The following is a 25,646-nucleotide window of genomic DNA, read 5'->3' as shown; positions in this document are numbered from 1 at the left end:
ATGGAGACCGCCGAAACCGACCGCGCGCTGATCGACGACGCCCAGGCCCCCGACCAGCGCGCGAGCCAGCCCACCATCACCTACGCCATCCCGTGCTTCAACTCGGCCGCCTACATGGACAAGTGCATCGAGTCGCTGCTGGCCACCGCTGGCGGCAAGGACGACATCGAGATCCTCATCGTCGACGACGGGTCTGCCAAGGACGATACCGCCGAGAAGGCCGACGCCTGGGAAGCGAGCCATCCCGGCATCGTGCGCGCGCTTCACAAGCCCAACGGCGGCCACGGGTCGGCGGTCAACATGGGCATGCGCAACGCCCGGGGCGTCTACTTCAAGGTGGTCGACTCCGACGACTGGCTGGACAAGGCAGCCATGGAGCCCATCATGGCCTACCTGCGCTCCCAGCGCGAGCTGCAGGACGAAACCGACATGGTCATCGGCAACTACGTCTACGAGAAGGTGCACGAGAACCAGCGCACCGTCATGCACTACCGAAACGTCTTTCCCGAGGGAAGGCGCTTCACCTGGGAGGAATGCGGCCATTTCAGCCAGAGCCAGTACCTGCTCATGCACTCGGTCATCTACCGCACGGAGATGTTGCGCGGCATCGGGCTCACGCTGCCCGAGCACTGCTTCTACGTGGACAACATCTTCGTCTACGTGCCGCTGCCCCATGTGCGCTCCCTGTACTACCTGGACGTCGACATGTACCGCTACTTCATCGGCCGCGAGGACCAGTCGGTCAACGAGAGCGTCATGATGGGTCGCATCGACCAGCAGCTGCGCGTCACCCGCACCATGATCGACGCCGTGCAGCTGCCCTCCGACGTGCCCGTGCACAAACTAGAGCGCTACATGGAGAACTACCTGTCAATGATGATGTGCATATGCTCCATCTTCCTGCGCATGATCGACACCGACGAGGCCGAGGACAAGCGCGAGGACATCTGGCTGTACCTGAAGGAGCACAATCCCGACGTGTACCGTCGCGTGCGCCGCAGCGTTCTGAACGCCAGCACGAACCTGCCCACCGAGCTGGGGCGGCGCCTGGGCATCACCGGGTACCGCCTGGCCCAGCGCATCTTCAAGTTCAACTAAGGGGCCCCATGGCACTGTTCGATTGCACGGTGGACGCCCGCAGCGGCAACGCGCGGGCGCTCACCTTCACCACGGCCCACGGCGACTTTCGCACCCCCATGTTCATGCCGGTGGGAACCTCTGCCACCGTGAAGGGCGTCACCACCGAGACGCTGCACCAGCTGGGAGCCCAGGTGGTGCTGGCCAACACCTACCACCTGTCGCTGCGGCCCGGAGCCGATCTTGTGGCCGAGGCGGGCGGCATCCACCGCTTCATGAACTACGACGGGCCCATGCTCACCGATTCCGGCGGCTTCCAGGTGTTCTCGCTGGCGGACACCGTGAAGCTCGACCAGGACGGGCTCACCTTCCGCTCTATCTACGACGGCGCCAAGATCCGATGGACCCCCGAGGAGAACATGGCCATCCAGGAGCTTATCGGCGCCGACGTCGCCATGCAGCTGGACCAGTGCACCCCGTACCCGGCCGAGCGAGCATTCGTTGCGCGCGCCGTGGACCTGTCGGCTTCCTGGGCCAAGCGCTGCCTGGCCGCCCACAAGCGGCCCGACCAGACGCTGTTCGGCATCTGCCAGGGCGGCATGGAACTGGACCTGCGCCTGCTTTCCATCGAGAAGCTGCTGTCCATCGAGCAGGAGAGCCTGGACGCCGGCGGCCGGCGCTTCGGCGGCTTCGGCATCGGCGGCTACTCGGTGGGGGAGAGCCACGAGGTCATGTTCGAGACCTTGGGCACCGTGGCACGCGCCCTTCCGGAAGATCGGCCACGCTACCTCATGGGGGTGGGCAACCCCACCACGCTCGTGCGCGCCGTCGGCGAGGGCGTGGACATGTTCGACTGCGTGCTGCCCACCCGGACCGCCCGCATGGGAACGGCGTTCTCCAGCACCGGGCGCATGAACCTGAGAAACGCCAAGTACGCCCGGGACTTCGGCCCGCTGGATGCGCAGTGCACCTGCTCCACCTGCCAAAACCACTCCCGCGCCTACCTGCGCCACCTGGTCAAGCAAAACGAGATGCTGGGGGCCATCCTGCTGTCGGTCCACAACCTGCACTTCCTTATCGACCTCATGGCCCGGGCCAGGGAAGCGGTGCTGGCCGACACCTACGACGAATTCTTGCAATCATGGATGGAAAGTCCCGCGGCCAAGGACTACTGAGGCAGCGTCGAATCCGCCGCCGGGCAATGAAAAAGGCACGTCCCTTGCGGCGTGCCTTCGTTTTCCGATGGTCGGGACGACAGGATTCGAACCTGCGACATCCTGCTCCCAAAGCAGGCGCGCTACCAGGCTGCGCCACGTCCCGACGGGCAAAGCGCCGATAAGTATAGCAGACTTCCCGCCGTTGTCTAAGTGTCCATGTCCTACCGGGCGCCATGGTACAATAATGCGCCATGGGCGGGATGCGCCGCCCGATGCGGCACACCCCGACGAAAGGACAGGAGTGACACTCTTCGACGAACGGGCGCGCCTGGTCGCCAACGCGGGCGCCGGCCCGAACCTCTTCGTGGCCACCTTCGAGGCGCCTCGGCTCGCACAATCCGTGCAGCCCGGGCAGTTCGCGCACATGCAGATCCCCGGAATGGAGTCGCATATCCTGCGTCGGCCCTTCTCGGTCTACGGGCGCAGCCTCGCGTCGCAGACCGTCGACATCCTCTACCAGGTTGTCGGTGCGGGAACGCGGCACCTGTCCGGCATCAGCCCCCGGTCCGACCTGGCAGAGGGCTTCGGCCTCATCGGCCCCGTGGGACGCGGATGGAGCCCGCCCGCTGCAACTTCCCGGGCGCTGCTCGTAGGCGGCGGCGTGGGGGCGGCGCCCTTGTTCATGCTGGCCGAGTCGCTGAAGGGGCAGGGGGTTCCCGCCACGGTGGTGCTGGGCGCCCAGACCCATGCGGCCCTGGCCTGCGAGGCAGCCTACCTGGACCTTCTGGGCGAGGACGACGTGCGCTGCGCCACCGACGACGGCTCCTACGGGCGGCCCGGCTTCTGCACCTCGCTTGCGACCGAGGCGCTCGACCAGGCGGCCGCCGAGGGACGGCCTTTCGACTACGTGGCGGTGTGCGGCCCCGAGCCGCTCATGCGCATCGTCGCCCAGGAGGCCCGCGAGCGAGGGGTGGCTTGCGAGGTGTCCATGGAGCGTCGCATGGCCTGCGGCGTGGGCGCCTGCCTGTCCTGCGTGGTGGAGACCGCGCTGGGCAAGAAGCGCTCATGCGTGGACGGACCCGTCTTCGACGGAAGCGAGGTGCTCTGGTGAGCAACGTGAACATGGCCGTCAACCTGGGCGGCCTTCCCATGAAGAATCCGGTCACCACGGCTTCGGGCACCTTCGCAGCGGGCATGGAGTACGCCGACTTCGTGAACGTTTCTGCCTTGGGCGCCGTGACCACCAAGGGCGTGTCGCTGCACGGCTGGGCCGGAAACGCAAGCCCCCGCATCGCCGAGACGCCCTCGGGCATGCTCAACTCCATCGGGCTTCAGAACCCCGGCGTCGAGCACCTGAAGACCGTGGAGCTCCCCTGGCTTCGCGACCAGGGCGCCACCGTTATCGTCAACGTCTCAGGCCACAGCGCGCAGGAGTACGCTTCCGTGATCGAGGCCCTCGAGGACGGCCCTGTGGACGCCTACGAGATAAACGTGTCGTGCCCCAACGTGGATGCCGGCGGCATGACCATCGGCACCGACCCGTCAAGCGTGGAGGCGGTGGTGTCACGCTGCCGCCAGGCGACCAAGCGGCCGCTCATCGTGAAGCTCACACCCAACGTCACCAGCGTCGTCGACATCGCCCGGGCCGCCGAGGCCGCAGGCGCCGACGCCATCTCGCTCATCAACACCCTGCTCGGCATGGCGGTGGATGCGAAAACGCGCCGCCCGAAGCTCGCCCGCGTGGTGGGGGGTCTTTCGGGACCGGCCGTCAAACCGGTGGCCCTGCGCATGGTATGGGAGTGCTACCGCGGCGTGTCGCTGCCCATCTTGGGGATGGGCGGCATCGCCACCGGCGAGGACGCCGTCGAGTTCATGCTGTGCGGCGCGACGGCCGTGGCCGTGGGGACCGCCAACTTCTTTGACCCGGCGAGCACCGCGCGCGTGATCGAGGGCATAGAGCGCTACTGCCGCGAGCAGGGCGTTGACGACGTAAACGAGCTGAGAGGAGCCCTGAAGGCATGAGCGACTTTTCCCATGAACCGGCCCGCGACCGCATCATCGTCGCCCTGGACTGCGACCGCGCCGAGGCGCTGCGGCTCGCCGAGCTTCTAAGCGGCCGCGCCAAATGGCTGAAAGTGGGCATGACCCTCTTCTACGCCGAAGGGCCCGCGATCGTCTCTCAGCTCAAAGCCCTTGGCTTCAAGGTGTTCCTCGACCTGAAGTTCAACGACATCCCGCACCAGGTGAAAGGGGCCGCCGCATCGGCCACCCGAAGCGGCGCCGACATGCTCACGATGCACGCCTCGGGCGGCGTGCCCATGATGGCGGCGGGGCAGGAAGGGGCCCGGGACGCGGCGCTGTCTGCAGAGCTTGCAGAGCCGATCACCCTTGCTATCACCGTTCTCACCTCCATGGACCAGGCCGACTTGGACGACATAGGCGTGGCGCGCCCGCTGCGCGAGCAGGTATGCGCCTTGGCCGAGCTCGCGCGCAAGGCGAAGCTCTCCGGCGTGGTCGCCTCGCCCCAGGAGGCATCGCAGCTGCGCGCCGTCCTGGGACCGGACGCCTGTATCGTGACGCCCGGCGTTCGCCCGGCCGGCGCCAGCCTGGGCGACCAGAGTCGCGTGGCCACGCCCGCCCAGGCGTTCCTGAACGGTGCCTCGCACATCGTCGTAGGCCGCCCCATTACCCAGGCCGACGACCCTGCGGCCGCCTTCGAGGCCATCGCCGAAGAGCTCGCCGGCGCCGGCCTGTGAGCCGGCTTGCCCCCTTCGGACTACCGCTGGGGAGGGAATTTGTAGAGTTTCATACATAATGCTAGGTCACATACCGATTTCAATGCTAGTATCACGGAAGCGTAAAGAAGCGCCTAAGGTGCATACCACAGTAAGAACCAGAAGGAGACACTCGAATGGCTATTCCTCAACTTAGCGCCGCCGAGCGCCAGGCCGCCCTCGAGAAGGCGAAGGCCGCCCGCATCAAGCGCGCCCAGGTGCGCGATGAGCTGAAGTCCGGCAAGCTCACCCTGGCCCAGGTCATCGAGATGAAGGACGACCCGGTTGTCGGACGCATGAAGGTGTCCACCCTGATCGAGACACTGCCCAGCTACGGCAAGGCCAAGGCCGAGAAGGTCATGAAGGAGCTTCAGATCGCCGAGAGCCGTCGTCTTCGCGGCCTGGGCGAGCGTCAGCAGGCTGCGCTTCTGGAGCGTCTGGGCAAAACGGGCAAGTAAGTGCGACGCGGCAACCTCTTCGTCATTTCGGGGCCATCGGGAGCCGGCAAGGGCACCCTGGTGGCCCTCCTTATGAAAGCCATCCCCGATGGATGGCTTTCCGTTTCCGCAACCACCCGCGCACCGCGGGCGGGGGAGACGGAAGGCGCGAGCTACCTCTTCAAGACGCGCGAGCAGTTCGACCGCATGGTCGAAGAGGGCGATCTGCTGGAATGGGCCGAGTACGGCGGAAACTGCTACGGCACGCCGAAGAGCAGCGTGCTAGCCGCCGTTCGGGCCGGCAAGCAGGTTGTCCTGGAGATCGACGTCCAGGGCGCTTTCCAGGTGAAGGAGCTGTTTCCAGACGCCCACCTGGTATTCATCGAGCCGCCCTCGGCAGAGGTGCTCAGGAGCCGTCTGGAAGGACGCGGCACCGATGCGCCCGAAGCCGTGGAGCGCCGCCTCGAGACGGCGAAGCGCGAGCTCGCCCAAGCGGACAGATACGAGTTTCGCTTGGTGAACGACGACCTCGAAGAAGCTTTGGACCAGCTGGTCTCCTATGTGAACCACTGTGCGACATCAGACAAGGACTGACAACCTATGAGTATCATCGAACCGAAGATCGACGTACTGCTCAGCGAGACCGACAACGACCGGTTTCTGCTGTGCGCCCTGGCGTCCAAGCGCGCCCACGACATCAACGACATGATGCGGGGCCAGCGCGACCGCGCCCTGCAGCTGCAGACGGCCGTGGAGATCGCCCGCGCCGCCGACCGCAAGCCGCTCTCGCTGGCGTTCAGCGAGATCGCCCGCGACGAGGTCTCGTTCGACCCCACCTCCATCGACGTCAAGAACCATTAGGGTCCTTGCGCCATGTCGCGTTTTCAACGGATCTGCTTGGCCCACTACCATGAGATCGGCCTGAAGGGCCACAACCGCGCGTCGTTCGAGAAGCGCCTCCTGAAAAACCTCGAGGTTTTGCTGGGGGCGTTTCCCGTTGTTACCATCCACCGCATCTCGGGGCGCATCTGCGTCTTTCTGCGGGAGGGAACCGACTGGGGCACGGCCCGCGAGTGCGCGCAGCTGATGGCGAAGGTCCCCGGGGTTGCCCGCGTGAGCTGCGGATACAAGTGCCCGCGCGAAATCGATGCCATGATAGAGGCAGCCCTTGACGCCATGGGGGACGCCGGGGAGTTCGCCACCTTCAAGGTGCACGCCCGGCGCAACCATACCGATTTCCCCGTGGGCTCCATGGAGATGAACCAGGTCATCGGCGCGGCCCTGTGCGAGGCTCGTCCCGATGCCGGCGTGCGCATGAAAGACCCGGACCTCACCGTGGGCGTGGAGGTGGTGCAGAACGCCGCCTACGTCTACGGCTGGTCCGAGCGGGGCATCGGGGGGCTTCCGGTGGGAAGCTCGGGCAAGGTGGTGTGCCTGCTGTCCTCGGGCATCGACTCGCCCGTGGCGCTCTGGCGCATGGCCCGGCGCGGCGCCACCTGCATCGGCGTGCACTTCTCGGGCCGACCCCAGACCAGCGACGCCAGCGAGTACCTGGTGGACGACATCGCGCGCGTGCTGCAGAAGACCGGCTGCATCTACCGAACCTACACCGTGCCCATGGGCGACATGCAGCGCCAGATCGCGCTGGATGCGCCGCCCGAGCTGCGCATCATCCTGTACCGCCGCCTCATGTTCAAGGTGGCCGAGGAACTGGCTGGGCGCCTGCGTGCGGGCGCTCTCGTGACGGGGGAGAGCCTTGGGCAGGTAGCCTCGCAGACCCTGGACAACATCCGCTGCACCGACGCCGCGGTAGCCATGCCCGTCTTTCGCCCGCTCATCGGATCTGACAAGCTCGACATCATCCAGGAGGCGCAGAATCTAGGGACGTTCGCCATTTCATCCCAGGACGCGCCGGATTGCTGCACGCTGTTCATGCCGCGCTCCCCGGAAACCCACGGCAAGCTCTCCGTCGTCGAGGAAGCGGAGGGTGCGTTCCCGATCGACCAGTGGGTGCAGCAGCTGGCCGACCAGGCCGAGATGAGGGAGTACCGCTAGAGAAGGGATTGACTGCATGCTCTACCGCGTTATCGACGCCGCCGAGCTTCCGCTGCTCGTTTCCGCCTTCATGCAGCAGTACGAGGTCGTCGCCCCGGTGAAACGGGGCCGCTCCTACGTCTTCGACGCCATCGAGCACCCCGAGGACATGGTGCTCGACTACCCCACGACCTCCGCATCGCTCAAGAAGTACTTCCTGCCGCCCAAGGAGACGCTCATGCGCTTCAACGCGCAGACCAACCGGGTGGCAGAGCACACGCTTGAGGTGCCCCCGCGGGTCATCTTCGGGGCGCACGCCTGCGACATCAACGCCATAAACCGCCTCGACCAGGTGTTTCGCGACGGAACCTACAACGATCCCTACTATTGCGCCCGCCGGGACGCCACGCTTATCGTGGGCATCTCGTGCACGCCCGCGGACAGCTGCTTCTGCCATCTGTGGGATGCTGACGAAGCACGTTTCGGCTACGACCTGTTCCTGCAGGATATCGGCGGCAGGTTCCTGGTGAGCATCTCAAGCGTCGAGGCCGCCAACATCCTTGAATCGGCCTGCAATCCCCGCGAGGCCACCGACCAGGACCGCATCGACTTCAGGCACGCCACGCGACGGCGCCAGGCGTCCTTCAACCCCGGCATTCCCGACATCCAGGACGTGGCCATGCTCATGGACGCCTTCCACAAGGACGACTTCTGGGAGGAGCTGGGCAGCCGCTGCCTGTCGTGTTCGGCCTGCGCGGCCGTATGCCCCACCTGCTTCTGCTTCGATTTGCAGGACCGCTTGAGCCCCGACGGAACGCAAGGGGAGCGCTACCGGGTGTGGGACGCCTGCACGAGCCCCCAGTTCGCCCAGGTGGCCGGGGGGCACAACTTCAGGCCCGAAGGCCGCGAGCGCGTCCGTCACCGCATGTACCACAAGCTCAACGGCTTTCTGGCGAACCACGACCGCATGCTGTGCGTCGGGTGCGGCCGGTGCGTGAAGGCCTGCAAGGCGGACATCAACCCCGTGAAGGTGCTCGAGTTCTTCAAGCAGAAGGGAGCCGACGATGCCTCTGCTGCATAGCGCGCCCGCCAAGACCGTGGAGGTGAACCCGCTGGGCGAGCGCGTGACGCCCTTGAGCGGCGCCGAGCTCATGGCCGCCAACCCCTACCGTCCCTGGCCTGCGCGCATCACCTCCATCACCGATCTGACCGCCACGGAGAAGCTCTTCGAGTTCCGCCTCATCGACGAGGCCATCCGCGAGGCCTTCCGCCACGAGCCCGGGCAGTTCGTCGAGCTGTCCATCTTCGGAGTGGGAGAGGCTCCCATCTCCATCTCGTCGAGCCCCTCCAAGCACGGTTTCATCGAGCTGTGCGTGCGGCGCACCGGCCGTTTCACCGAGGTGCTGCACACCATGCAGTGCGGCGATATCGTGGGCATCCGCGGGCCCTTCGGGCGGGGATTCCCCTTCGAGCAGATGAAGGGGCACGACATCCTCCTGGTGGCCGGCGGCCTTGGCATCGCGCCCTTGCGCAGCCTCATCAACAACGTCCACGACGAGCGCAGCGAGTTCGGCAAGGTCACCATCATCTACGGGTCGAAGAACCCCTCCGAGGTGATGTTCCGCGACCAGTTCGAGATGTGGCGCCACCGCAAGGACTTCGACCTGTACCTGACCGTCGACCACCCCGACGAGAGCTGGGATGGGGAAGTGGGCCTGGTCACGAAGCCTTTCGAGCATTTGGAGCTGGATGCGCGCCACACTTATGGCGCCGTGTGCGGGCCGCCGGTGATGTACCGGTTCGTCATCGACGAGATGCGCAAGAAGGGCATCGAGTACGACCATATCTACTGCAGCTTCGAGCGGCACATGAAGTGCGGCATGGGAAAATGCGGCCACTGCCAGATCGGCCACCAGTACTGCTGCATAGACGGTCCGGTCTTCAACTATTGGGAAGCCAAGAACATTCAGGGGTCGATGTAGCATGACGACGACGGAACTAAGCGGGATAGGCGTTCGGGGACAGGGCCGCCCGGCCCGGGTCGTCGTGGCCAGCTTCGCCAGCTGCTTCGGATGCCAGCTGCAGATCACCAACATAGAACAGCACCTCATGGACGTGCTGGGCCAGATTGACCTGGTCTACTGGCAGCTTACCGACAGCACCCCCATGCCCGAGGAGTTCGACATCGCGGTCATCGAGGGGGCCGTGACCACCGAGCAGGCCGAATCCCAGCTCAAGGAGCTGCGTTCGAAGGCCAAGGCGATCATCGCCATCGGCTCCTGCGCGGTGACCGGCGGCGTGCCCGGCATGGTTTCCCGCGACTTCTACGAACGCCCGAGCCAGGTCTACCCCAAGGTGCCCCACGCCTGCGGGAAGATGATCACACCGCGGCCCGTAAGCGCCATCGTGAACGTGGACTTCGAGACGCGCTGCTGCCCCATAGACCCCTACGACTTCGTGGTGATGCTGCAACGGGCCATCTACGGCTCGAACAAGCTGGCCACCACACGCACCCTGTGCAGCGACTGCAAGCGAAACGAGACCTCCTGCTTCTTCGAGGACGGGACGCTGTGCCTGGGGCTCGTCACGTCCGCCGGCTGCGGCGCGCGCTGCGTGAACCTGGGCCGGCCCTGCCTGGGCTGCGCCGGCCTCTCGCCCAGCGCCAACCTCGACTCCGCCCGGCAGTGCTGCGAGCGCTACGGGGTGGACGCTCGGGCCTTCGACGAGCGGCTCCAGCTGTTCAACCAGACCAACCCCGCAGTAGAGGACTCCGACCGATAGGACCGCCCCATGGCTAGAACCTCCCTCACCGTCGAGCATATAGCGCGCATCGAAGGGCACGGCAACGTGTCGCTGTCCATCGAGGACGGAGCCGTCAAGTCGGTCGAGATGAACATCGTGGAACCGGCCAGGCTCTTCGAATCCATGGCCCGGGGCCGCGTCTTCGACGACGTGCCCGCCATCGCCTCACGCATCTGCGGCATATGCTCGTCAAGCCATGTGGTCACCGACATCCTGGCCATCGAGAGCGCCCTGGGCGTCACCGTGACCGACCGCACCCATGCCCTGCGCGAGCTTCTTGTGTACGGCTCCTACTTGCAGAACCACGCAACGCACCTGTTTGTCTTCGCCGCGCCGGACTACGTGGGCGAGCCGAGCATCTTCCCGCTGTCCCAGACCGACCCCGACCTGTTCCAGGGGGCGCTCGGCATCAAGGCGCTGGGCAACGAGCTGTGCTGCGCCGTGGGCGGGCGCAGCGTGCATCCCATCACCGCTGTCGTGGGCGGCTTCACGGCGGAGCCTAAGGCCCGGCGCTTCAGCGAGCTGGCGGACAAGCTGGAGCAATCCCTGGCCTTCGCCTGCAAGACCGTGGACCTGTTCCGCACCTTCCCGGTTCCAAGCCTTGCCACCGGCGGCGAGATGCTGGCCCAGTTCCAGCCGGGAGCCTATCCGGTGTGCACGTCGCCTGTCATGGAGCTTGTCCGCGACGGCGTGCGCTTCGACGCCTCCTGCTACCAGGATTACCTCGAAGAGTACTCCCAGCCCCACAGCGCCGCCTTGTTCGCCCGGGTGCGCGCCACCGGCCTGCCCTTCATGACCGGCGCCCTGGCCCGCATCAACGCCTCGTGGGACAACCTGACCCAGACGGCCCGCGTGGCCGCCGCGAAAGCAGGGCTGCGCCCGCCCGAGTACAACCCCTTCATGAACAACGTCGCCCAGGCCGTGGAGCTTGTGGACGCGCTGGAACGGTGCGCTGCGTTGTGCCGGCGCCTGGCCGAGCCGGACGGCTTCGAAGGCTCGAGCGCGCCGGTTTCCTACCGGGTGCACGCAGGCCACGGGGTAGGCTACACCGAGGCTCCGCGAGGGGCGCTCATCCACGACCTGACCCTGGACGACCAAGGGCGCGTCACGAGCGCCTCCATCACCACGCCCACGGGCATGAACCTGGCCAACCTCGAGGCGGACATCGAGCTGCTCGCCCGTCAGCTGCTTGAGCAAGGCGTTGCCGAGGACGACCTGCGGCTGCAGGTGGAGAAGCTCATCCGCGCCTACGACCCCTGCCTTTCCTGCAGCGTCCACTAGGCTCGCCGTCTCCCATGCAAGTCTGCGGCGAACCCGCTTCAGAACCCTTGCTGCCTCCTTGGGAGGGCAAGGCCATCGTGCTCCTGGATCTGGACGCGTTCTTCGCATCGGTCGAGCAGCTGGACCATCCGGGCTGGCGCGGCAAGCCCGTTATCGTGGGGGGACGGCCCGAGGACCGCGGCGTGGTGTCCACGGCCTCCTACGAAGCTCGCGCCTTCGGCGTGCGCAGCGCCATGGCCGCCTCGGTCGCCGCCTCGCTGTGCCCGCAGGCCATCTGGACCCAGGGGCGCCATGAGCGCTACAAGGAGGTTTCTCGCCAGGTCATGGCCATACTCTACGATGAGACGCCCCTTATTCAGCAAGTGAGCATCGACGAGGCCTTCGCCGACGTGAGCCCCACCAAGACCAACCGCGAGCATCCGGTGCTTGTGGCGCAGCGCATCCAGCGCCGGGTGGAGGAGCTGGGCGTCACCTGCTCCATCGGCATCGGCACCTCGAAGGCCGTGGCCAAGATCGCCTCGGAAACCCGAAAGCCCCGGGGGCTCACCGCGGTGTACCCGGGAACCGAAGCCGCCTTCTTGGCCCCGCTGCCGGTGAAGGCGCTCTCGGGCATTGGGGCGGCTTCTGAACGGGCGCTTGCCAGCCGGGGTATTCGCACCCTGGGAGAGCTCGCCAACGCCAGCGACAGCCTCTTACAGCGTCTCCTCGGGAAGAACGGCGCCGTGATGAAGCGACGGGCCACGGGTTTGGGCGACAGCGCCATAGATGAGCGGGAACCGGTCAAATCCATCTCCAACGAGCTGTCGTTCGCCGAGGATTTGACCGAGCGCGACGATTTGGAAGCCGCAATGGCCACCATGGCCGCCAAGGTCGGCAGGCGGGCGCGCGCAGCCGGGCTGAAGGGCGTTACGCTGACGCTGCGCCTGCGTTTCGGCGACAGAACCGTCCGCAGCGTGCAGCGAAAGCTCTCCGAGCCTGCCGACGACGACCTTTCATGGAAGGTGCCGCTGGGCGAGATGCTCGACGAGCTTTGGGCGGAAGGGCTCAGCGTAAGGCTGGTAGGCGTCGGCCTGTCCGATTTCCGGGAGCCGAAGCCCGTCCAGCCAACGCTGTTCGACGGGTGCGAAGGCGAAACGGGGGCCCGCGCCGACCAGAGCCGCCGCGAGCTGCTGGCAGCAACCGATTCGGTTCGCAAGCGGTTCGGGGATGCGGCGGTGCGCTTCGGCAGCGAGATCCGCACCTTGGAGGGGAGCCACTACCACCGCCCGCCCGCCGTCGGTGCCGGAGACGAGGGACGCAGCACCGCCCCGGGCGCCTAAGGTTCCAGGGGCCGCACCTGGTACAGGCCGGCGTCGGAAAAGCCCAGCGACCGATAGTAGGCCCGCGTGCCCACAGCGCTGATTACGGCGATGGTGCCGTAACCTGCCGACGAAGCAAGGCCGCACGCGGCATCCACCAAGGCGGCTCCCAAACCGCGGTGCTGCGCGCTGGTTCCCGTACCGTGCAAGGGGGTGGAGCGGCCGTACACGTGCAGCTCGCGGATCATCGCCTGGCCCGGGCGAGCCGGAACCGGCGGTCTGCAGGCGCCGGCGACCTCGGGCGAGGGGAGGGACAGCCGCAGGAAACCTGCGATGCGGCCGCCCGCATCCACCCACTGCAGGAAGCGCTCGCGGGAGACCGCCGTTTCGTAGGCGACGTCGTCCAGCCGAAGCGTTTCCCAGTCGACGGCGCTCGAGGCCACCTCGCGCATGCGAATCTCCTCGATCTTCGCCCCGCGCATCCGCGCCTTCTCGAGCGCGCGCTGCTCCACCGCCTGCCGCAGGTTCGTCTTGCGGCTGCCCGCTTCTATGTCGTGGGCGGAGATGTCGCGGATCATGCGCGAGATGCGCAGGTAGGGCGGAGCAGCCAGCACCTCTTCGGAGAGCAGTTCCACGAGCGTATCGTCGTCGTAAGGCTGCCAGCGGCCGTCTTCGTGCCAATCGGTCAGCCGAGCGCTTCTCACCAGCACGCAGGGATAGAGCTTGACCTCGTCGGGCCGGTAACGCTCGGAACCCACCAATTCCATGAAATCGCCCATGTCTCCCGCAGGGTCGGAAAGCGGCAGGTTCGCCATGAGGTGCACGTGTATCTTGAACCCGAACAGCCGCAGCAGCTCGAAGCTGCGCTCCACGCAGCCGTCGTCGAGCGACCGTCCGCAGCCGGCGCGAATCTGCGGCCGAAGCGTCTGCACGCCCATCTGAACCTTCGTGCACCCCAACCGGCGCATCTCGACCAGGCTCTCCGGCGTCACCGCATCGGGCCTCGTTTCCATCACCAACCCAACGCAGCGGCACGCAGCCCTTTCGTTGCGCTCGAAAAGCGAGTCGATGCTTGTTTCTGATATTAAACTAGCTTCTGCTTGGTTGTAGACGCTAGTTTGATATGCGCAGGAAGAGAGCGCTTCCGAGTAGGAAAGCTCGCCATGATCGACCAGCTTCTGAGTCGATTCCTGTAAATCCTTGCAATTGCTAGTTTCATATGCACTCTCTAGCGACTCATAGGTTTTCCAGCGAGTTCGCTCCTGCTCCTCAGCGGCGGGGGACCGAAAGTCGTTCAGCGCCTGAAAGAGCCCAGCCGCGAACCACTCACGGTACGCTTGCGGGTAGTCGGTCCACGATCCGCCTAAGACGATGAGCTCGACCTTGTCGGTGGGGTGCCCCATGTCGTCGAGCACCTGCAGGCGGCGGAGCACTTGCAGGTAGGGATCGAAGCGGCATCGCAGCGCCCGCTGGCAGGCCGGCTCGTCGGAAAGATAGCTTTTGGGCATGGCGATGTCGGAGGGGCAGTACAGGCAGTCGCCGGCGCAGGGCCATGGCTTCGTCAGCACGGTGACGGTGGTCACACCCGAGGCGGTGCGGCGGGGCTTCGCCTGCAGCAGGGCGCAAAGGGCGCGATCCTCTTCCTCGCTCGGCGCCCATGCCTCCCATTGCGGGCTGCGCTGGCGTTTCTGCGCCAGGTAGTAGGGCATGAGCCGCCGCTTGGCAACGGAGCGCGAGCCGTCGCGCATCTCGCGGTTGCGGGTGCGCACCACCCGGTCCAGGAAAGCGCCATCGACCGGCTCCCCAGCGCGCATCGCATCCAGCAACATATGTATAGCCTTGTCCATAAGCGCTATTATACGAGACCGCCGACCGACGAGAGAGGAAGCGGGCTGTGGACGAGCGGACAAGGCGCATACTCGACGACCGGACGAGGGCGTTCTACCTCGCCTGCGCCGATTCGTTCTCCGAGACGCGCCAGGCCCCGTGGCCTGGATGGGAACCCGTGGCGCGGCGCCTTGCCGAGGCGACCCAAGACGGCAATCCCGTGCGGCTGCTGGACGTGGGCTGCGGGAATCTGCGCTTCGAGCGCTTCCTGCTCGACCGTAGCGTCGGCTTTCGGGCCCTCGCCCTCGACCGCTGCGAAGCGCTGGCCGTCGCAGGGCTGGCAGCCGACCCGAGGCTTTCCGGCTGCTGCCGCATCGGACCCTTCGACGCGCTTCGCGACGCCGATGTCCCGGGGGGTCGGCAGGCCTTCTCGGCGGCCGTGGCGTTCGCCCTGCTGCACCATATCCCCGGCCACGATGAGCGCATGGCGCTTCTTAAGTCCATGGCCTGCCGGCTGCAGGAGGGAGGGCTGCTGGCCCTTTCGCTGTGGGACCTCGACTCGGATGCGCGTCTGTCGCGCAAGGCCCGCCGCGACACGGACAGGGCCTGCCGGGCCCTGGGGCTGGGCCCTCTCGACGAAGGGGACTTCGTGCTGGGCTGGCAGCACCGCGACGACGCCTTCCGCTACTGCCACAGCTTCTCCGGGGAGGAGGCCGACCGCATCGTCGGGCAGCTGAGCGGCGAGCTTCGCCTGGTCGAGCGCTACCGCAGCGACGGACCTTCGGGATGCGCCAACCGCTACCTGCTTTTCAACAAACGGGCATTGTCGTCGCCCAGCACCGAACAACCGCTATAATGACATAGTTTGCGCAGAGCAGGGCTTGCCTGCAAACGTTGCTCCGCGCAAACCGCATTGTCCCGCACCACCTTCGAGAAAGGCTTCACGCCGCCATGGCCGCTAACTACAAGATCGTCACCGATTCCTGCTCGAACCTCCTGGAAGACACCATCGAACAGCACGGCTTGGAGGTCCTTCCGCTCACCTTCATGGTGGATGGCGAGGACGACGTGTACCAGAGCTACCTGAAAGGCCACACGACCGACCTCAAGCAGTTCTTCTCGATGATGCGAGAGGGGAAGGTGTTCAAGACCTCGCTGCCCACGCTCTCCCAGACCCGCGAGCTGATGGAGGGCATCCTCGACGGCGGTCAGGACATCCTCTACATCGGCTTCTCCAGCGGTCTGTCCGGCACCTACGAGGCAACGAGCCTGCTCATGAACGAGCTGGCCGAAGCCTACCCGGACCGCAGGCTCTACGCCGTGGACACCTTGGCCGCCTCGGGCGGGGAGGGCCTGCTGGTTCACTACGCCGCCCAGATGGCCGAGCAAGGGGCCACCATCGAGGAGGTTCGCGACTGGGTGGAGGAGCACAAGCTGAACCTGGCCCACTGGTTCACCGTGGACGACCTCATGTTCCTGTTCCGCGGCGGGCGCGTCTCGCGGACGAGCGCCTGGGCCGGCACACTTCTGAACATCAAGCCCATCCTGCATGTGGACGACGAGGGGCACCTTATCCCCATGGAGAAGCTGCGCGGCCGCAAGAAGGCCATCAAGGGGCTGCTCGACCATATGGAGCGAACGGCCACGAAGCCCGTGTCGGAGCAGACCGTCTTCATCACCCACGGCGACTGCATCGAGGACGCCGAATCGCTCGCAGACATGATCCGCGAGCGATTCGGGGTGAAGGACATCGTCATCAACTACATCGACCCGGTCATCGGCGCCCATTCGGGGCCGGGCACCTTGGCCCTGTTCTTCCTGGCCGATTCGCGCAACTAGCCCCCCGGCCGCATCCTGCGCCCGCCCCTTCGGCGGGCGCTTTTTCGTTCAAGGGCCTCCGTTTGCGCGTTCGCAAGGCCCCATGTCGGAACTCTGCATGAATCCGGGTTCACAAACCGGGCGAATCCACTACAATTGGGCGACTGCGGTTTTCGCGCCACGATGCCCGGCCCGAAGCCCGCAGACCGCGCGGTTCGGCAACAGGAGACGCCGCCGCTTCAGGTTTTAGGGAATGGAGGAATACGTGACTACATCCATCGCATGGTTGGCTCCCATCTGCGCCGTCATTGGCATCGCAGTGGCCGCCTACCTGGCAAACTGGGTTCTCAAGCAGAACCCGGGCCCCGACAAGATGAACAACATCTCGTTGAAGATCCAGCAGGGCGCCAAGGCCTTCCTGTTCAGCGAGTACAAGCTGCTCATCATCTTCATGGTGGTGGTGGCCGTCATCATGGCGGTGGCCCTGTCGCCCATCACGGCCCTGGCCTTCGTGACCGGCGGCGTGCTGTCCGCCGCGGCCGGCTACGTGGGCATGCACGTGGCTACCCGCGCCAACACCCGCACCGCCTACGCTGCCGAGACCAGCGTGGCCGCCGCCCTGAACGTCAGCTTCAAGTCGGGCCTCACCATGGGCCTGTGCGTGGCGTCCTTCGCGCTGCTGGGCCTGTCGCTGTGGATGATCCTGCTGGTGTTCGGCGTCGACACCTTCGACCTCATGCACGAGAACATCGGCATGGTCGAGGGCTTCGCCACCGGTGCCTCCGCCGTGGCCCTGTTCGCCCGTGTGGGCGGCGGCATCTACACCAAGGCCGCCGACGTGGGCGCCGACCTGGTGGGCAAGGTTGAGGCCGGCATCCCCGAGGACGACCCCCGCAACCCCGCCACCATCGCCGACAACGTGGGCGACAACGTGGGCGACGTGGCCGGCATGGGCGCCGACCTGTTCGAGAGCTACACCGGCTCCATCCTGGCCCCCACCATCCTGGCCACCACCTTCGCGGCCCTGGGCTACTTCGGCGGCGTCGTCGATGCCGTCTGGGCCGTGGTGATTCCCGTCACCATCGCCGCCTTCGGCATCCTGACCTCCATCATCGGCCTGTTCGCCGTGCGCACCAAGGAAGGCGCCGAGCTGCACAAGGCCCTCAACCGCGGCACCTACGTGGCCGCCGGTATCGAGATCTGCATCATCCTGGCCCTGTTCGTGGCTTGGAACTCCATGTCCGTCGACGCTCAGCCCATCTGGCTGTTCGGCTCGGTCATCTGCGGCCTCGTGGCCGGCCTTGCCATCGGTAAGATCACCGAGTACTTCTGCTCCGACAAGTACAAGCCGGTCCACAAGATCGCCGAGGCCGCCGAGACCGGCGCCGCCACGGTGGTCATCGAGGGCATCGGTACCGGCATGCTCTCCACCATCGCCCCCATCTGCCTGGTGGCGCTGGCCATCATCGGCGCCTACACCTTCGGCAACATGGCCTTCCCCAACGCCGTGATCGAGGAGGGCGGCATCGCCGTGGGTCTCTTCGGTGTGGGCCTGGCCGCTACCGGCATGCTCTCCAACACCGCCATCACCATCGGCGTTGACGCCTACGGCCCCGTGGCCGACAACGCCGGCGGCATCGCCGAGATGGCCGGCCTGCCCGAGGAGGTGCGCGAGCGCACCGACCAGCTCGACGCCGTGGGCAACACCACCGCCGCCATCGCCAAGGGCTTCGCCATCGCATCTGCCGGCCTGTCCGCCATCTCGCTGTTCGTGTCCTACCAGGCCACCATGCACCACGCCTTCGACAGCTTCGAGCTCACCCTCACCGACCCGCTGATCGTGGCCGGCATCTTCATCGGCGCCATGATGCCGTTCATGTTCGCCGCGCTGACCATGGGCGCCGTCTCCCGTGCGGCCCACGCCATGGTCGAAGAGGTTCGCCGCCAGTTCCGCGAAATCAAGGGCATCATGGAATACGAGGCCGAGCCCGAGTACGACAAGTGCGTGGCCATCTCCACCTCCAGCGCCCTGAAGGAGATGATGACCCCGGGCATTCTGGCGGTCGTCGTCCCCATCGTCATCGGCTGCTTCAACCCGGCCATGCTCGGCGGCTTCCTCGCCGGCGCCGTGGCCACCGGCATGCTCATGGCCATCTTCATGTCCAACGCCGGCGGCGCTTGGGACAACGCGAAGAAGTACATCGAGCAGGGCCATTTCGGCGGCAAGGGATCCGATGCCCACAAGGCCGCCGTCGTGGGCGACACCGTGGGCGACCCCTTCAAGGACACCTCCGGCCCGTCCATGAACATCCTCATTAACCTGATGACCATCGTGGCCCTCACGTTCAGCCCGCTGTTCATCACCGTGCAGACGCTGCTCTAGCACCGTAGTCGCTCGCACCGCCGGCAGGGCGTCCCTCGTAAGGGGCGCCCTGCTTTCGTTTTCGCATGTTTAGCGAAACGGTGAAACCTTGGTCCGCACCGCAGGGGGGCAGCCAGGCGAAAACTATACTGAAAAGCTCATCTACGGCAACGGGCAAAAGGAAGGGAAGGCGAAGGCAGCAGCATGGGTAACGTCCTGCGCATCCTCAAGCGCGACGGGCTTCGGCTGCTCAAGACCCCGCAGGCGATCGTCGTCTGCCTGGCGCTGTTGGTGCTGCCTTCGGTCTACACCTGGTACAACGTTCTAGGCTTCTGGGACCCCTACAACAACACCGCAGGCGTGCGGGTCTGCATCGCCAACGAGGACGAGGGAGGCTCCTCCGACCTCACCGGAGAGCTCGACCTGGGCGAGCAGATCGTCGAGCAGCTTCGGGAGAACCATCAGCTGGACTGGTATTTCACCGACGAGCAGGATGCCATGGCCCAGGTGGAAAGCGGCCAAGCTTACGCCGCCATCGTGATCCCGCCCACCTTCACATCCGACCTGCTCACGCTCGTCACCGGTGATTTCACCCAGCCGAAGCTTCAGTACTACGTCAACGAGAAGGCCGGGCCGGTGGCGCCGAAGATAACCGACACCGGCGTGAACACCTTGGACGAAACCATCAACTCGGCATTCGTGTCCACGGTCACCGGCGTCATAGCTACGGCCATAGACGACGCCTCCACCGAAGCGCAGCAGCATATGGACGACTCCAAGACCGGCGCGCTCGCCCGCATCGTCGACGCGTCGGACAAGCTCGCGGCCCTTCGCGAGAGCCTCTCGTCGATGACGTCCAAAACCGACGAGGCGTCCGCCGCCGCCGAGCAGTCGCGCGGCTCCCTCGAAGGAGCGCGCTCCGACATCGACGACGCCTCCAGCGCGCTTCAGACCCTGTCTTCCATCGTCTACGAGCTCAACGACGGCGCCGGCAAGCTCGTCCCCGCCATAGCCAACGCCTCCACCCAGGCGCTCGGGCAGCTCAGCGGCCTCTCTACTGATCTCGGCGAGGCCTCGGTCAAGCTCGAGGAGCTCCTTGCCCAGGCGGGCGGCCAGATAGAGTCAGGAATAGAGGAGGGCAAGGGCGTGTCGGAGACGCTCTCGCGGTCTTTGGGCGAGCTGGCATCCTTGGTCGACGAGCTTCCCGAGGGGGACGTCAAGCAGCTGCTCTCCGAGGTGGTAGCCGCCGAAACCGGGCGTATCCAGGACATCGATGCCGCCTTGGATTCCCTCGCATCCTCCCATGAGAGCGTCGAAGCGCGCCTGGAGACGCTCGAGGGCGCCACGGACGAGATGGGCAGTGCAGCCGGCACGGTCATCGATGCGGTGCAGGCGGCGGCCTCGCAGCTCAACGGGAGCGATTTCCCAGCGCTCAGCTCGAACCTCTCCCAGCTCTCCGCGCTTGCCGCCGATCTCGGCGGCGCCGTCGCGTCGGCCTCGGGCCTCGTCGACAGCACCGACTCGCTGCTCGGCCAGATACAGACGGCCCTCGGCAGCGCCCACACTTCCCTCGCTCAGACCGACGAGCTGCTGGAGGGGCTTCAGGGGGAGCTCGACGCCATCAGGACCGACGTCGAGGCGCTGCGAACGTCCAGCGCGCTTAAGGATATCCTTGGCGAGGACAGCCTGAACGCCACCGTGATATCGGACTTCATGGGGGCGCCCACGCGCCTTCAGACCGAGCAGCTCTATCCGCTGAACGCCTACGGATCGGCCATGGCGCCCCTGTTCATGAACCTCACGTTCTGGATCGGCGCCTTCATGCTGGTGGTGGTCATGCGCCAGGAGGTCGACTCGGAAGGCATTCGTAACCTCAAGCTGTACCAGCGCTACCTGGGCCGATTCCTCTTCATGGCCGTCATGGTTGTGCTGCAGGCCGTCATCTGCTGCGCGGGCCTGCTGCTCATCGGCGTGCAGCCCGTCTCCGCCCCAGCGCTCTTCCTCGCCGCCATCTGCGCATCCCTGGCCTACCTGTCCATCATCTTCTCGCTGTCGCTGACGCTGCAGCATATCGGCAAGGGCATCTGCATCCTCTTGGTGTTCGCCCAGATACCGGGTGCTACCGGGCTCTATCCCGTAGAGATGACCTCCAGCTTCTTCCAGGCTGTCTACCCGCTCATGCCCTTCACCTACGGCATCAACGCGCTGCGGGAGGCCATCTGCGGCTTCTACGGCACTCAATTCTGGGAGATGCTAGGGGTGCTGGGGGCGTTCTTCGCGCTGTTTCTGGCGCTGGGCCTCATCTTCCGACCAAAGCTTGCCAACGTGAACCTCATGGTGGCGCGGCAGGTGGGCGAGGGGGGCATCTTCAACGGGGAAGACGTGGAAGCGCCCCTGCGCCCCTACAAGTTCTCCCACATCATCCGCGCGCTCTCCGATCGCCAGGAGTACAACCGCGAGCTCACCGTGCGCTACACCCGGTTTTTACGCTGGTACCCCCGCATCATCCGCATCACCGCCGCGGCCAGCATCGCCATGCCCGTCGCGCTTTTCCTGCTGTTCGCCCTCACGCCGGCGGAGAAGGTGACGTTGCTCACCATATGGCTCGTCTGGATCGCCGTCGCCTTCGTGCTGCTTTTGGTTGTGGAGAGCCTGAAAGACGGCTTCGAGCGGCAGATGAGGCTCGACCATATGAGCGACGAGAAGCTGCGGGGGCTCTACCGAAACGCCTCCGACGACCCGAACCCGTCAGCCGAAGCCGATGGCGCCGTCGCATCCGACCCGTCCGTACGCGGAGAGGAGGGCATCCGTGGGTAACATCGCCAAGCTGTGCGCCGACGACGTGCGAAGGCTCTTCTCCAACACCGTCTGCGTCATCATCACCATGGGCCTTATCGTGCTGCCCTCGATCTTCGCCTGGTACAACATCATCGCCTGCTGGAACGTCTTCGACAACACCGGCAACCTCAAAGTGGCCGTCGCCAACAGCGACGAAGGCTACGAGAGCGACCTCATCCCCATACCCGTCAACGTAGGCGACCAGGTGGTGTCAGCCCTTCGGGCCAACGACCAGATCCACTGGGTCATCACCGACGAGGAGGATGCCGTCGACGGCGCGCGCTCGGGCCGCTACTACGCCGCCGTGGTCATCCCCGCCCAGTTCAGCCGCGATATGCTCACGTTCTACCGAAGCGACGCAGAGCACGCCAGCATCATCTATTACAGCAACGAGAAGAAAAGCGCCATCGCTCCCAAGATCACCGACAGCGGCGCTGATGCGGTATCGTACCAGGTGAATCAAGTGTTCGCCGAGACCTTGGCCGAAGTGGCCATGGGGCTTGCCAACGGGCTTTCCGACTATGCGGCCGAAAGCGACGTCTCGGGCACCATCGCTGCGCTTGCCGCCCATGCGGGCACCCTCGCCGACGACGTGGACCGCATGGCCGACGTGCTGGTGCTCTACGGGCAGCTGACCGAATCGGTGAACGGGCTCGTCAGCGGATCCGCCAACCTGCTGCAAAGCGCCACGGACAAGCTCTCGGAACTGAGGGAGGTGGCCTCCGGAGCGCCGGGGCAGGCCGAAAGCCTCTCGGGTTCCCTGCAGGGTTTGTCGGATACCCTCGGCGGCGCCGTGGGAAGCGCATCCGGCGCCTTCGGAGGGCTCGATCCGACCATCGACAAGCTCTTCGACGAGGGCGAGACGGCCGTATCGGACGCAAGCGAAGCCCTACGCGACCAAAGCAGTGCGCTGGCAAACCGAAGCGATGCGGTGGGGGAGGGCATCGAGCGGACGCAAGGCGTCAGAGACGAATTGAAGCGGCGTCTTGACGAGCTTGCATCCGAGCAGCCCGACAACCCCTTGGCGGGGCCGGGACAGCGGGCGCTGGCCGCCCTCGACTCCTACCTGGCGGCTTTGCGCTCTGCCCAGCAGCACCTCGACTCCGCCTCCGAGGCCCTGGCCCGCGCCGCCGACAAGGTAGACTCCGGCAGCACCGACCTCTCGACCGAGCGCGAGCAGGCCAAAGAGGAGCTCTCGGCTACGAAGGCAGCGTTCGGCGACGCACGCTCCACCTACGACAACGTTATCGCGCCGCAGATCCAGAGCCTTCAGGAAACAGCGCAGCGGCTCTCGTCGTCCCTGAGCGCGGGACTCGACGATCTGGGAGCAGTCTCCGCCACGTTGACCGAGGCTGCGGGGGGCGCGCAATCGTCCCTGGGCCAGGCAACGTCCTCCCTGAGCGAGACCGTCGATTCGCTGCGCGACGCGGCGCAGACGCTGCGATCAACCGCCCAGGACATCACCGACGCCTTGGCTTCGGGCGATTCAGACCGCCTGCGCGAGATCTTGCAGGGCGACACGCAAGCGCTTGCCACGGCGCTCTCGTCGCCGGTGGGCGTCGAGCGCGTACCGGTGTTTCCTGCTGACAACTTCGGGTCGGCCATGGCGCCGCTCTACACTACGCTCGCGCTGTTCATCGGAGCGCTGATCATCATGGTGGTCGTTCGGCCACAGCCTAGCTCCCAGCAAGTAGCCCAGCTGCGCAACCCCAAGCCGCGGCAGCTCTTCCTCGGCCACTTCGGCGTATGCGCCCTTCTGTCCCTGGCCCAATCCACCCTCATGGGTCTGGGGAACATGTTCTTCCTCCAGGTGCAGGTGACGCATCCCTGGCTTTTCATGGTGTGCTTCTGGGCAGCCGGGCTGGTCTTCACCTTCATCATATACTCGCTGGTGTTCTCGTTCGCCAACCTGGGCAAGGCCATCGCGGTGCTGCTGCTCATCGTGCAGGTCACCGGCTGCGGCGGCTCGTTCCCTCTGCAGATCCTGCCCGATTTCGTCCAGGCGATCTCGCCTTGGCTTCCCGCAACCCACGTGGTCGACGCCATGCGCGCCGCCATGTTCGGCGCTTACGGCAACGATTTCTGGATCCAGATAGGCAAGCTGGCGCTGTTCGTCGTGCCCTTCGCCGTGCTGGGCCTGCTGCTGCGCAAACCTACCGAGAAGTTCATGCGCTGGTACGTGCACAAGGTGGAAAGCTCGAAGCTCATATGCTAGGGACTCGCCGCAAAGGCGCCCGGTGCCCCTCGCAACCGCAGGGCACCGGGCGCCTTCTCGTTTCAAAGCCTGGAAAGGCCTGCCGTGCAAAGGGCGGCTGCCAGCTAAGCGGCCTTCCGCCTACGCCCGCCGCAAGCCCCTACTGGCGGTAGTGGGCCAGGAAGGCTTCGAGCTTTCGCACCGCAACGGAGAGGTCCTCGATGCGGGGCAGGTAGACCACGCGGAAGTGGTCGGGCTTGGCCCAGTTGAACCCGCGGCCCGGCACCACCAAGATCTTCGTTTCGTGCAGCAGGTCGAAGGCGAACCGCTCGTCGTCGGTGATGTTGAAGCGCCGCACGTCCAGCTTCGGGAAGATGTAGAAGGCGGCGCTGGGCTTGACCGCGGAGACGCCCGGGATGGCGTTCAGGGCCTCGTAGACGAAGTTGCGCTGGTCGTAGATGCGCCCGCCCGGCACGATGTAGTCGTTGACGGACTGATGGCCCCACAACGACGTCTGCACGATGGACTGGCCGGGCACGTTGGAGCACATGCGCATGTTGCACAGCATGTTCAGCCCCAGTATGTAGTCGCGGGCGCGGGCCTTGTTGCCCGAAAGCACCATCCAGCCCACACGGTAGCCGGCCACCATATGCGATTTGGACAGCCCGCTGAAGGTGACGCAGAACAGGTCGGGGGCCATGCTGGCGATGGAGATGTGCTCGCAGCCGTCCATGCACAGCCTGTCGTAGATCTCGTCCGAGAATACGGCCAGGTCGAACTCGCGGGCGATGTCGACCAGCTGCTGGAGCACCTCGCGCGGGTACACGGCGCCCGTGGGGTTGTTCGGGTTGATGATGACGAGGGCCTTGGTGCGCCGGGTGATCTTGGAGCGGATGTCGTCCATGTCCGGATACCAGCCGGCCTCCTCGTCGCAGACGTAGTGAACGGGGGTGCCGCCGGCCAGGGTCACGCAGGCGGTCCACAGCGGGTAGTCGGGGCTGGGCACCAGCACCTCGTCGCCGCTGTCGAGCAGGGCCGACATGCACAAATTGATGAGCTCGCTGACGCCGTTGCCGGTGTAGACGTCGTCGATGGTCACCGAGGGGATGCCCTTGATCTGGGAGTACTGCATGATGGCCTTGCGGGCGGAGAAGAGCCCCTTCGAAGACGAGTAGCCCTCGCAGTCCACCAGCTGGTCGGCCATGTCGAACACCACTTCGTCAGGGGCACGGAAGCCGAAGGGGGCGGGGTTGCCGATGTTGAGCTTGAGTATGCTCGCGCCGGCCCGCTCCATGCGCTCGGCCTCCTCGACCACCGGCCCGCGCACGTCGTAGAGCACGTTGTCGAGCTTCCGCGATTTCTTGATCTGGCCCATACCAGCCGTCCTTTCCTGACCTCGCCCCTCGTCCCTGCCGCCCTCGCAGGCCGCCGCTAGCACGTCGGCCTCCACGCCCAGCACCTGGGCGAGCACCTCCATCGCATCGCGGCGGGGGAGCACCTTGCCCGAGACGTATTGGCTGACCTGGCTCTTTCCTAGGGAATAACCCATGGCTGCCGCCTGCTGGATGAGCCCCGCCTGGGTAAGCCCACGTGCCTCCATGAGCTGACGCAGCGTATCGGATAATCCCGTCGATTCCATGGCTACCTCGTTTCCGAATGGTTCAATTTTGCCGAGTATGACACAAATTGAACCTATTTTGAACTCGATACATAAATTGAACCATCCGTAACCTGCAAAGCTGGACGA

The 25,646-nt window shown here is 65.7% G+C and carries 21 protein-coding genes and 1 tRNA gene; 19 read left to right on the top strand and 3 right to left on the bottom strand.

The features are described from left to right. Positions 1–1,098: a glycosyltransferase family 2 protein gene (locus NFR41_RS03765; protein ID WP_285833849.1), complete on the top strand. Its 1,098-nt coding sequence runs from the start codon at positions 1–3 to the stop codon at positions 1,096–1,098. Positions 1,099–1,106: 8 nt separating this feature from the next. Continuing rightward, positions 1,107–2,252: a tRNA guanosine(34) transglycosylase Tgt gene (gene tgt / locus NFR41_RS03760; protein ID WP_251230765.1), complete on the top strand. Its 1,146-nt coding sequence runs from the start codon at positions 1,107–1,109 to the stop codon at positions 2,250–2,252. A gap of 68 nt (positions 2,253–2,320) precedes the next feature. On the opposite strand, the gene NFR41_RS03755 is transcribed toward tgt, so the two are convergent. After that, positions 2,321–2,397 (bottom strand) — tRNA-Pro (locus NFR41_RS03755). A gap of 138 nt (positions 2,398–2,535) precedes the next feature. Here NFR41_RS03755 and NFR41_RS03750 point away from each other — a divergent pair. The 12 genes from NFR41_RS03750 (at position 2,536) to dinB (ending at position 12,881) form a co-directional block, all read left to right on the top strand. Further along, complete coding sequence (locus tag NFR41_RS03750) at positions 2,536–3,345, top strand: dihydroorotate dehydrogenase electron transfer subunit (RefSeq protein WP_251230764.1); 810 nt, start codon at positions 2,536–2,538, stop codon at positions 3,343–3,345. Beyond that, complete coding sequence (locus NFR41_RS03745) at positions 3,300–4,256, top strand: dihydroorotate dehydrogenase (RefSeq protein WP_432762684.1); 957 nt, start codon at positions 3,300–3,302, stop codon at positions 4,254–4,256. The genes NFR41_RS03750 and NFR41_RS03745 overlap by 46 nt, the downstream gene beginning before the upstream one ends. Continuing rightward, positions 4,253–4,990 carry an orotidine-5'-phosphate decarboxylase gene (pyrF, locus tag NFR41_RS03740; protein ID WP_251230763.1) on the top strand — a complete coding sequence of 246 codons (738 nt, stop codon included), beginning with the start codon at positions 4,253–4,255 and terminating at the stop codon, positions 4,988–4,990. The genes NFR41_RS03745 and pyrF overlap by 4 nt, the downstream gene beginning before the upstream one ends. A 155-nt stretch (positions 4,991–5,145) precedes the next feature. Then, on the top strand, positions 5,146–5,466 hold the full coding sequence (gene mihF, locus NFR41_RS03735) for an integration host factor, actinobacterial type (RefSeq protein ID WP_160212509.1): 321 nt from the start codon (positions 5,146–5,148) through the stop codon (positions 5,464–5,466). Next, a complete protein-coding gene (gmk, locus tag NFR41_RS03730; protein ID WP_251230762.1) occupies positions 5,467–6,039 on the top strand; it encodes a guanylate kinase in 573 nt (190 codons plus the stop codon). It begins immediately after the preceding gene. 6 nt (positions 6,040–6,045) lie between these two features. After that, the gene (locus tag NFR41_RS03725) at positions 6,046–6,306 is read left to right on the top strand and encodes a DNA-directed RNA polymerase subunit omega (RefSeq protein ID WP_160212507.1); all 261 of its coding nucleotides are present in this window, start codon (positions 6,046–6,048) and stop codon (positions 6,304–6,306) included. A 12-nt stretch (positions 6,307–6,318) separates the two neighbouring features. After that, complete coding sequence (gene thiI, locus NFR41_RS03720) at positions 6,319–7,500, top strand: tRNA uracil 4-sulfurtransferase ThiI (protein WP_251230761.1); 1,182 nt, start codon at positions 6,319–6,321, stop codon at positions 7,498–7,500. Between the two features lie 16 nt (positions 7,501–7,516). Beyond that, positions 7,517–8,560, top strand: coding sequence for a 4Fe-4S dicluster domain-containing protein (locus tag NFR41_RS03715; protein ID WP_160212505.1), 1,044 nt, complete (start codon positions 7,517–7,519; stop codon positions 8,558–8,560). Next, the gene (locus NFR41_RS03710; protein WP_251230760.1) at positions 8,544–9,461 is read left to right on the top strand and encodes an FAD/NAD(P)-binding protein; all 918 of its coding nucleotides are present in this window, start codon (positions 8,544–8,546) and stop codon (positions 9,459–9,461) included. Before NFR41_RS03715 ends, NFR41_RS03710 begins: the two co-directional genes overlap by 17 nt. 1 nt (position 9,462) lies before the next feature. After that, positions 9,463–10,260, top strand: a complete 798-nt coding sequence (locus tag NFR41_RS03705) for an NADH-quinone oxidoreductase subunit B family protein (protein WP_160212504.1) — start codon at positions 9,463–9,465, stop codon at positions 10,258–10,260. Between the two features lie 9 nt (positions 10,261–10,269). Further along, positions 10,270–11,562, top strand: coding sequence for a Ni/Fe hydrogenase subunit alpha (locus tag NFR41_RS03700; protein ID WP_251230759.1), 1,293 nt, complete (start codon positions 10,270–10,272; stop codon positions 11,560–11,562). Positions 11,563–11,639: 77 nt separating this feature from the next. Then, complete coding sequence (gene dinB, locus NFR41_RS03695; protein WP_251230758.1) at positions 11,640–12,881, top strand: DNA polymerase IV; 1,242 nt, start codon at positions 11,640–11,642, stop codon at positions 12,879–12,881. On the opposite strand, the gene NFR41_RS03690 is transcribed toward dinB, so the two are convergent. Next, the gene (locus NFR41_RS03690; RefSeq protein ID WP_251230757.1) at positions 12,878–14,689 is read right to left on the bottom strand and encodes an elongator complex protein 3; all 1,812 of its coding nucleotides are present in this window, start codon (positions 14,687–14,689) and stop codon (positions 12,878–12,880) included. The genes dinB and NFR41_RS03690 overlap by 4 nt on opposite strands. Positions 14,690–14,754: 65 nt before the next feature. On the opposite strand from NFR41_RS03690, the gene NFR41_RS03685 reads away from it, so the two are divergent. The 5 genes from NFR41_RS03685 (at position 14,755) to NFR41_RS03665 (ending at position 23,920) form a co-directional block, all read left to right on the top strand. Then, positions 14,755–15,543: a class I SAM-dependent methyltransferase gene (locus tag NFR41_RS03685; RefSeq protein ID WP_251230756.1), complete on the top strand. Its 789-nt coding sequence runs from the start codon at positions 14,755–14,757 to the stop codon at positions 15,541–15,543. Between the two features lie 95 nt (positions 15,544–15,638). After that, entirely contained in the window at positions 15,639–16,526 is an 888-nt protein-coding gene (locus tag NFR41_RS03680; protein ID WP_251230755.1) for a DegV family protein, read from the top strand. A 244-nt stretch (positions 16,527–16,770) separates the two neighbouring features. After that, positions 16,771–18,888, top strand: a complete 2,118-nt coding sequence (locus NFR41_RS03675) for a sodium-translocating pyrophosphatase (protein ID WP_160212499.1) — start codon at positions 16,771–16,773, stop codon at positions 18,886–18,888. Between the two features lie 183 nt (positions 18,889–19,071). Continuing rightward, on the top strand, positions 19,072–21,684 hold the full coding sequence (locus NFR41_RS03670) for a YhgE/Pip domain-containing protein (protein ID WP_251230754.1): 2,613 nt from the start codon (positions 19,072–19,074) through the stop codon (positions 21,682–21,684). Next, positions 21,677–23,920, top strand: coding sequence for a YhgE/Pip domain-containing protein (locus tag NFR41_RS03665; protein WP_251230753.1), 2,244 nt, complete (start codon positions 21,677–21,679; stop codon positions 23,918–23,920). Before NFR41_RS03670 ends, NFR41_RS03665 begins: the two co-directional genes overlap by 8 nt. 139 nt (positions 23,921–24,059) lie before the next feature. Here the strand turns inward: NFR41_RS03665 and NFR41_RS03660 are convergent, their stop codons facing one another. Beyond that, the gene (locus NFR41_RS03660; RefSeq protein ID WP_251230752.1) at positions 24,060–25,538 is read right to left on the bottom strand and encodes an aminotransferase class I/II-fold pyridoxal phosphate-dependent enzyme; all 1,479 of its coding nucleotides are present in this window, start codon (positions 25,536–25,538) and stop codon (positions 24,060–24,062) included. Between the last annotated feature and the right edge of the window lie 108 nt (positions 25,539–25,646).

It is taken from the genome of Adlercreutzia aquisgranensis (assembly GCF_943193145.1).
In the GTDB taxonomy this organism is placed as follows: Bacteria; Actinomycetota; Coriobacteriia; order Coriobacteriales; family Eggerthellaceae; genus Xiamenia; species Xiamenia aquisgranensis.
This window is presented reverse-complemented; position numbering and strand designations above follow the sequence as displayed.

What these genes read in the sequence shown, in the direction of transcription:
- NFR41_RS03765 (WP_285833849.1), top strand. Translation starts at nt 1, where the DNA reads ATGGAGACCGCCGAAACCGACCGCGCGCTGATCGACGACGCCCAGGCC.
- tgt (WP_251230765.1), top strand. Translation starts at nt 1,107, where the DNA reads ATGGCACTGTTCGATTGCACGGTGGACGCCCGCAGCGGCAACGCGCGG.
- NFR41_RS03745 (WP_432762684.1), top strand. Translation starts at nt 3,300, where the DNA reads ATGCGTGGACGGACCCGTCTTCGACGGAAGCGAGGTGCTCTGGTGAGC.
- pyrF (WP_251230763.1), top strand. Translation starts at nt 4,253, where the DNA reads ATGAGCGACTTTTCCCATGAACCGGCCCGCGACCGCATCATCGTCGCC.
- mihF (WP_160212509.1), top strand. Translation starts at nt 5,146, where the DNA reads ATGGCTATTCCTCAACTTAGCGCCGCCGAGCGCCAGGCCGCCCTCGAG.
- NFR41_RS03725 (WP_160212507.1), top strand. Translation starts at nt 6,046, where the DNA reads ATGAGTATCATCGAACCGAAGATCGACGTACTGCTCAGCGAGACCGAC.
- thiI (WP_251230761.1), top strand. Translation starts at nt 6,319, where the DNA reads ATGTCGCGTTTTCAACGGATCTGCTTGGCCCACTACCATGAGATCGGC.
- NFR41_RS03715 (WP_160212505.1), top strand. Translation starts at nt 7,517, where the DNA reads ATGCTCTACCGCGTTATCGACGCCGCCGAGCTTCCGCTGCTCGTTTCC.
- NFR41_RS03710 (WP_251230760.1), top strand. Translation starts at nt 8,544, where the DNA reads ATGCCTCTGCTGCATAGCGCGCCCGCCAAGACCGTGGAGGTGAACCCG.
- NFR41_RS03705 (WP_160212504.1), top strand. Translation starts at nt 9,463, where the DNA reads ATGACGACGACGGAACTAAGCGGGATAGGCGTTCGGGGACAGGGCCGC.
- NFR41_RS03700 (WP_251230759.1), top strand. Translation starts at nt 10,270, where the DNA reads ATGGCTAGAACCTCCCTCACCGTCGAGCATATAGCGCGCATCGAAGGG.
- NFR41_RS03690 (WP_251230757.1), bottom strand. Translation starts at nt 14,689, where the DNA reads ATGTTGCTGGATGCGATGCGCGCTGGGGAGCCGGTCGATGGCGCTTTC.
- NFR41_RS03680 (WP_251230755.1), top strand. Translation starts at nt 15,639, where the DNA reads ATGGCCGCTAACTACAAGATCGTCACCGATTCCTGCTCGAACCTCCTG.
- NFR41_RS03670 (WP_251230754.1), top strand. Translation starts at nt 19,072, where the DNA reads ATGGGTAACGTCCTGCGCATCCTCAAGCGCGACGGGCTTCGGCTGCTC.
- NFR41_RS03660 (WP_251230752.1), bottom strand. Translation starts at nt 25,538, where the DNA reads ATGGAATCGACGGGATTATCCGATACGCTGCGTCAGCTCATGGAGGCA.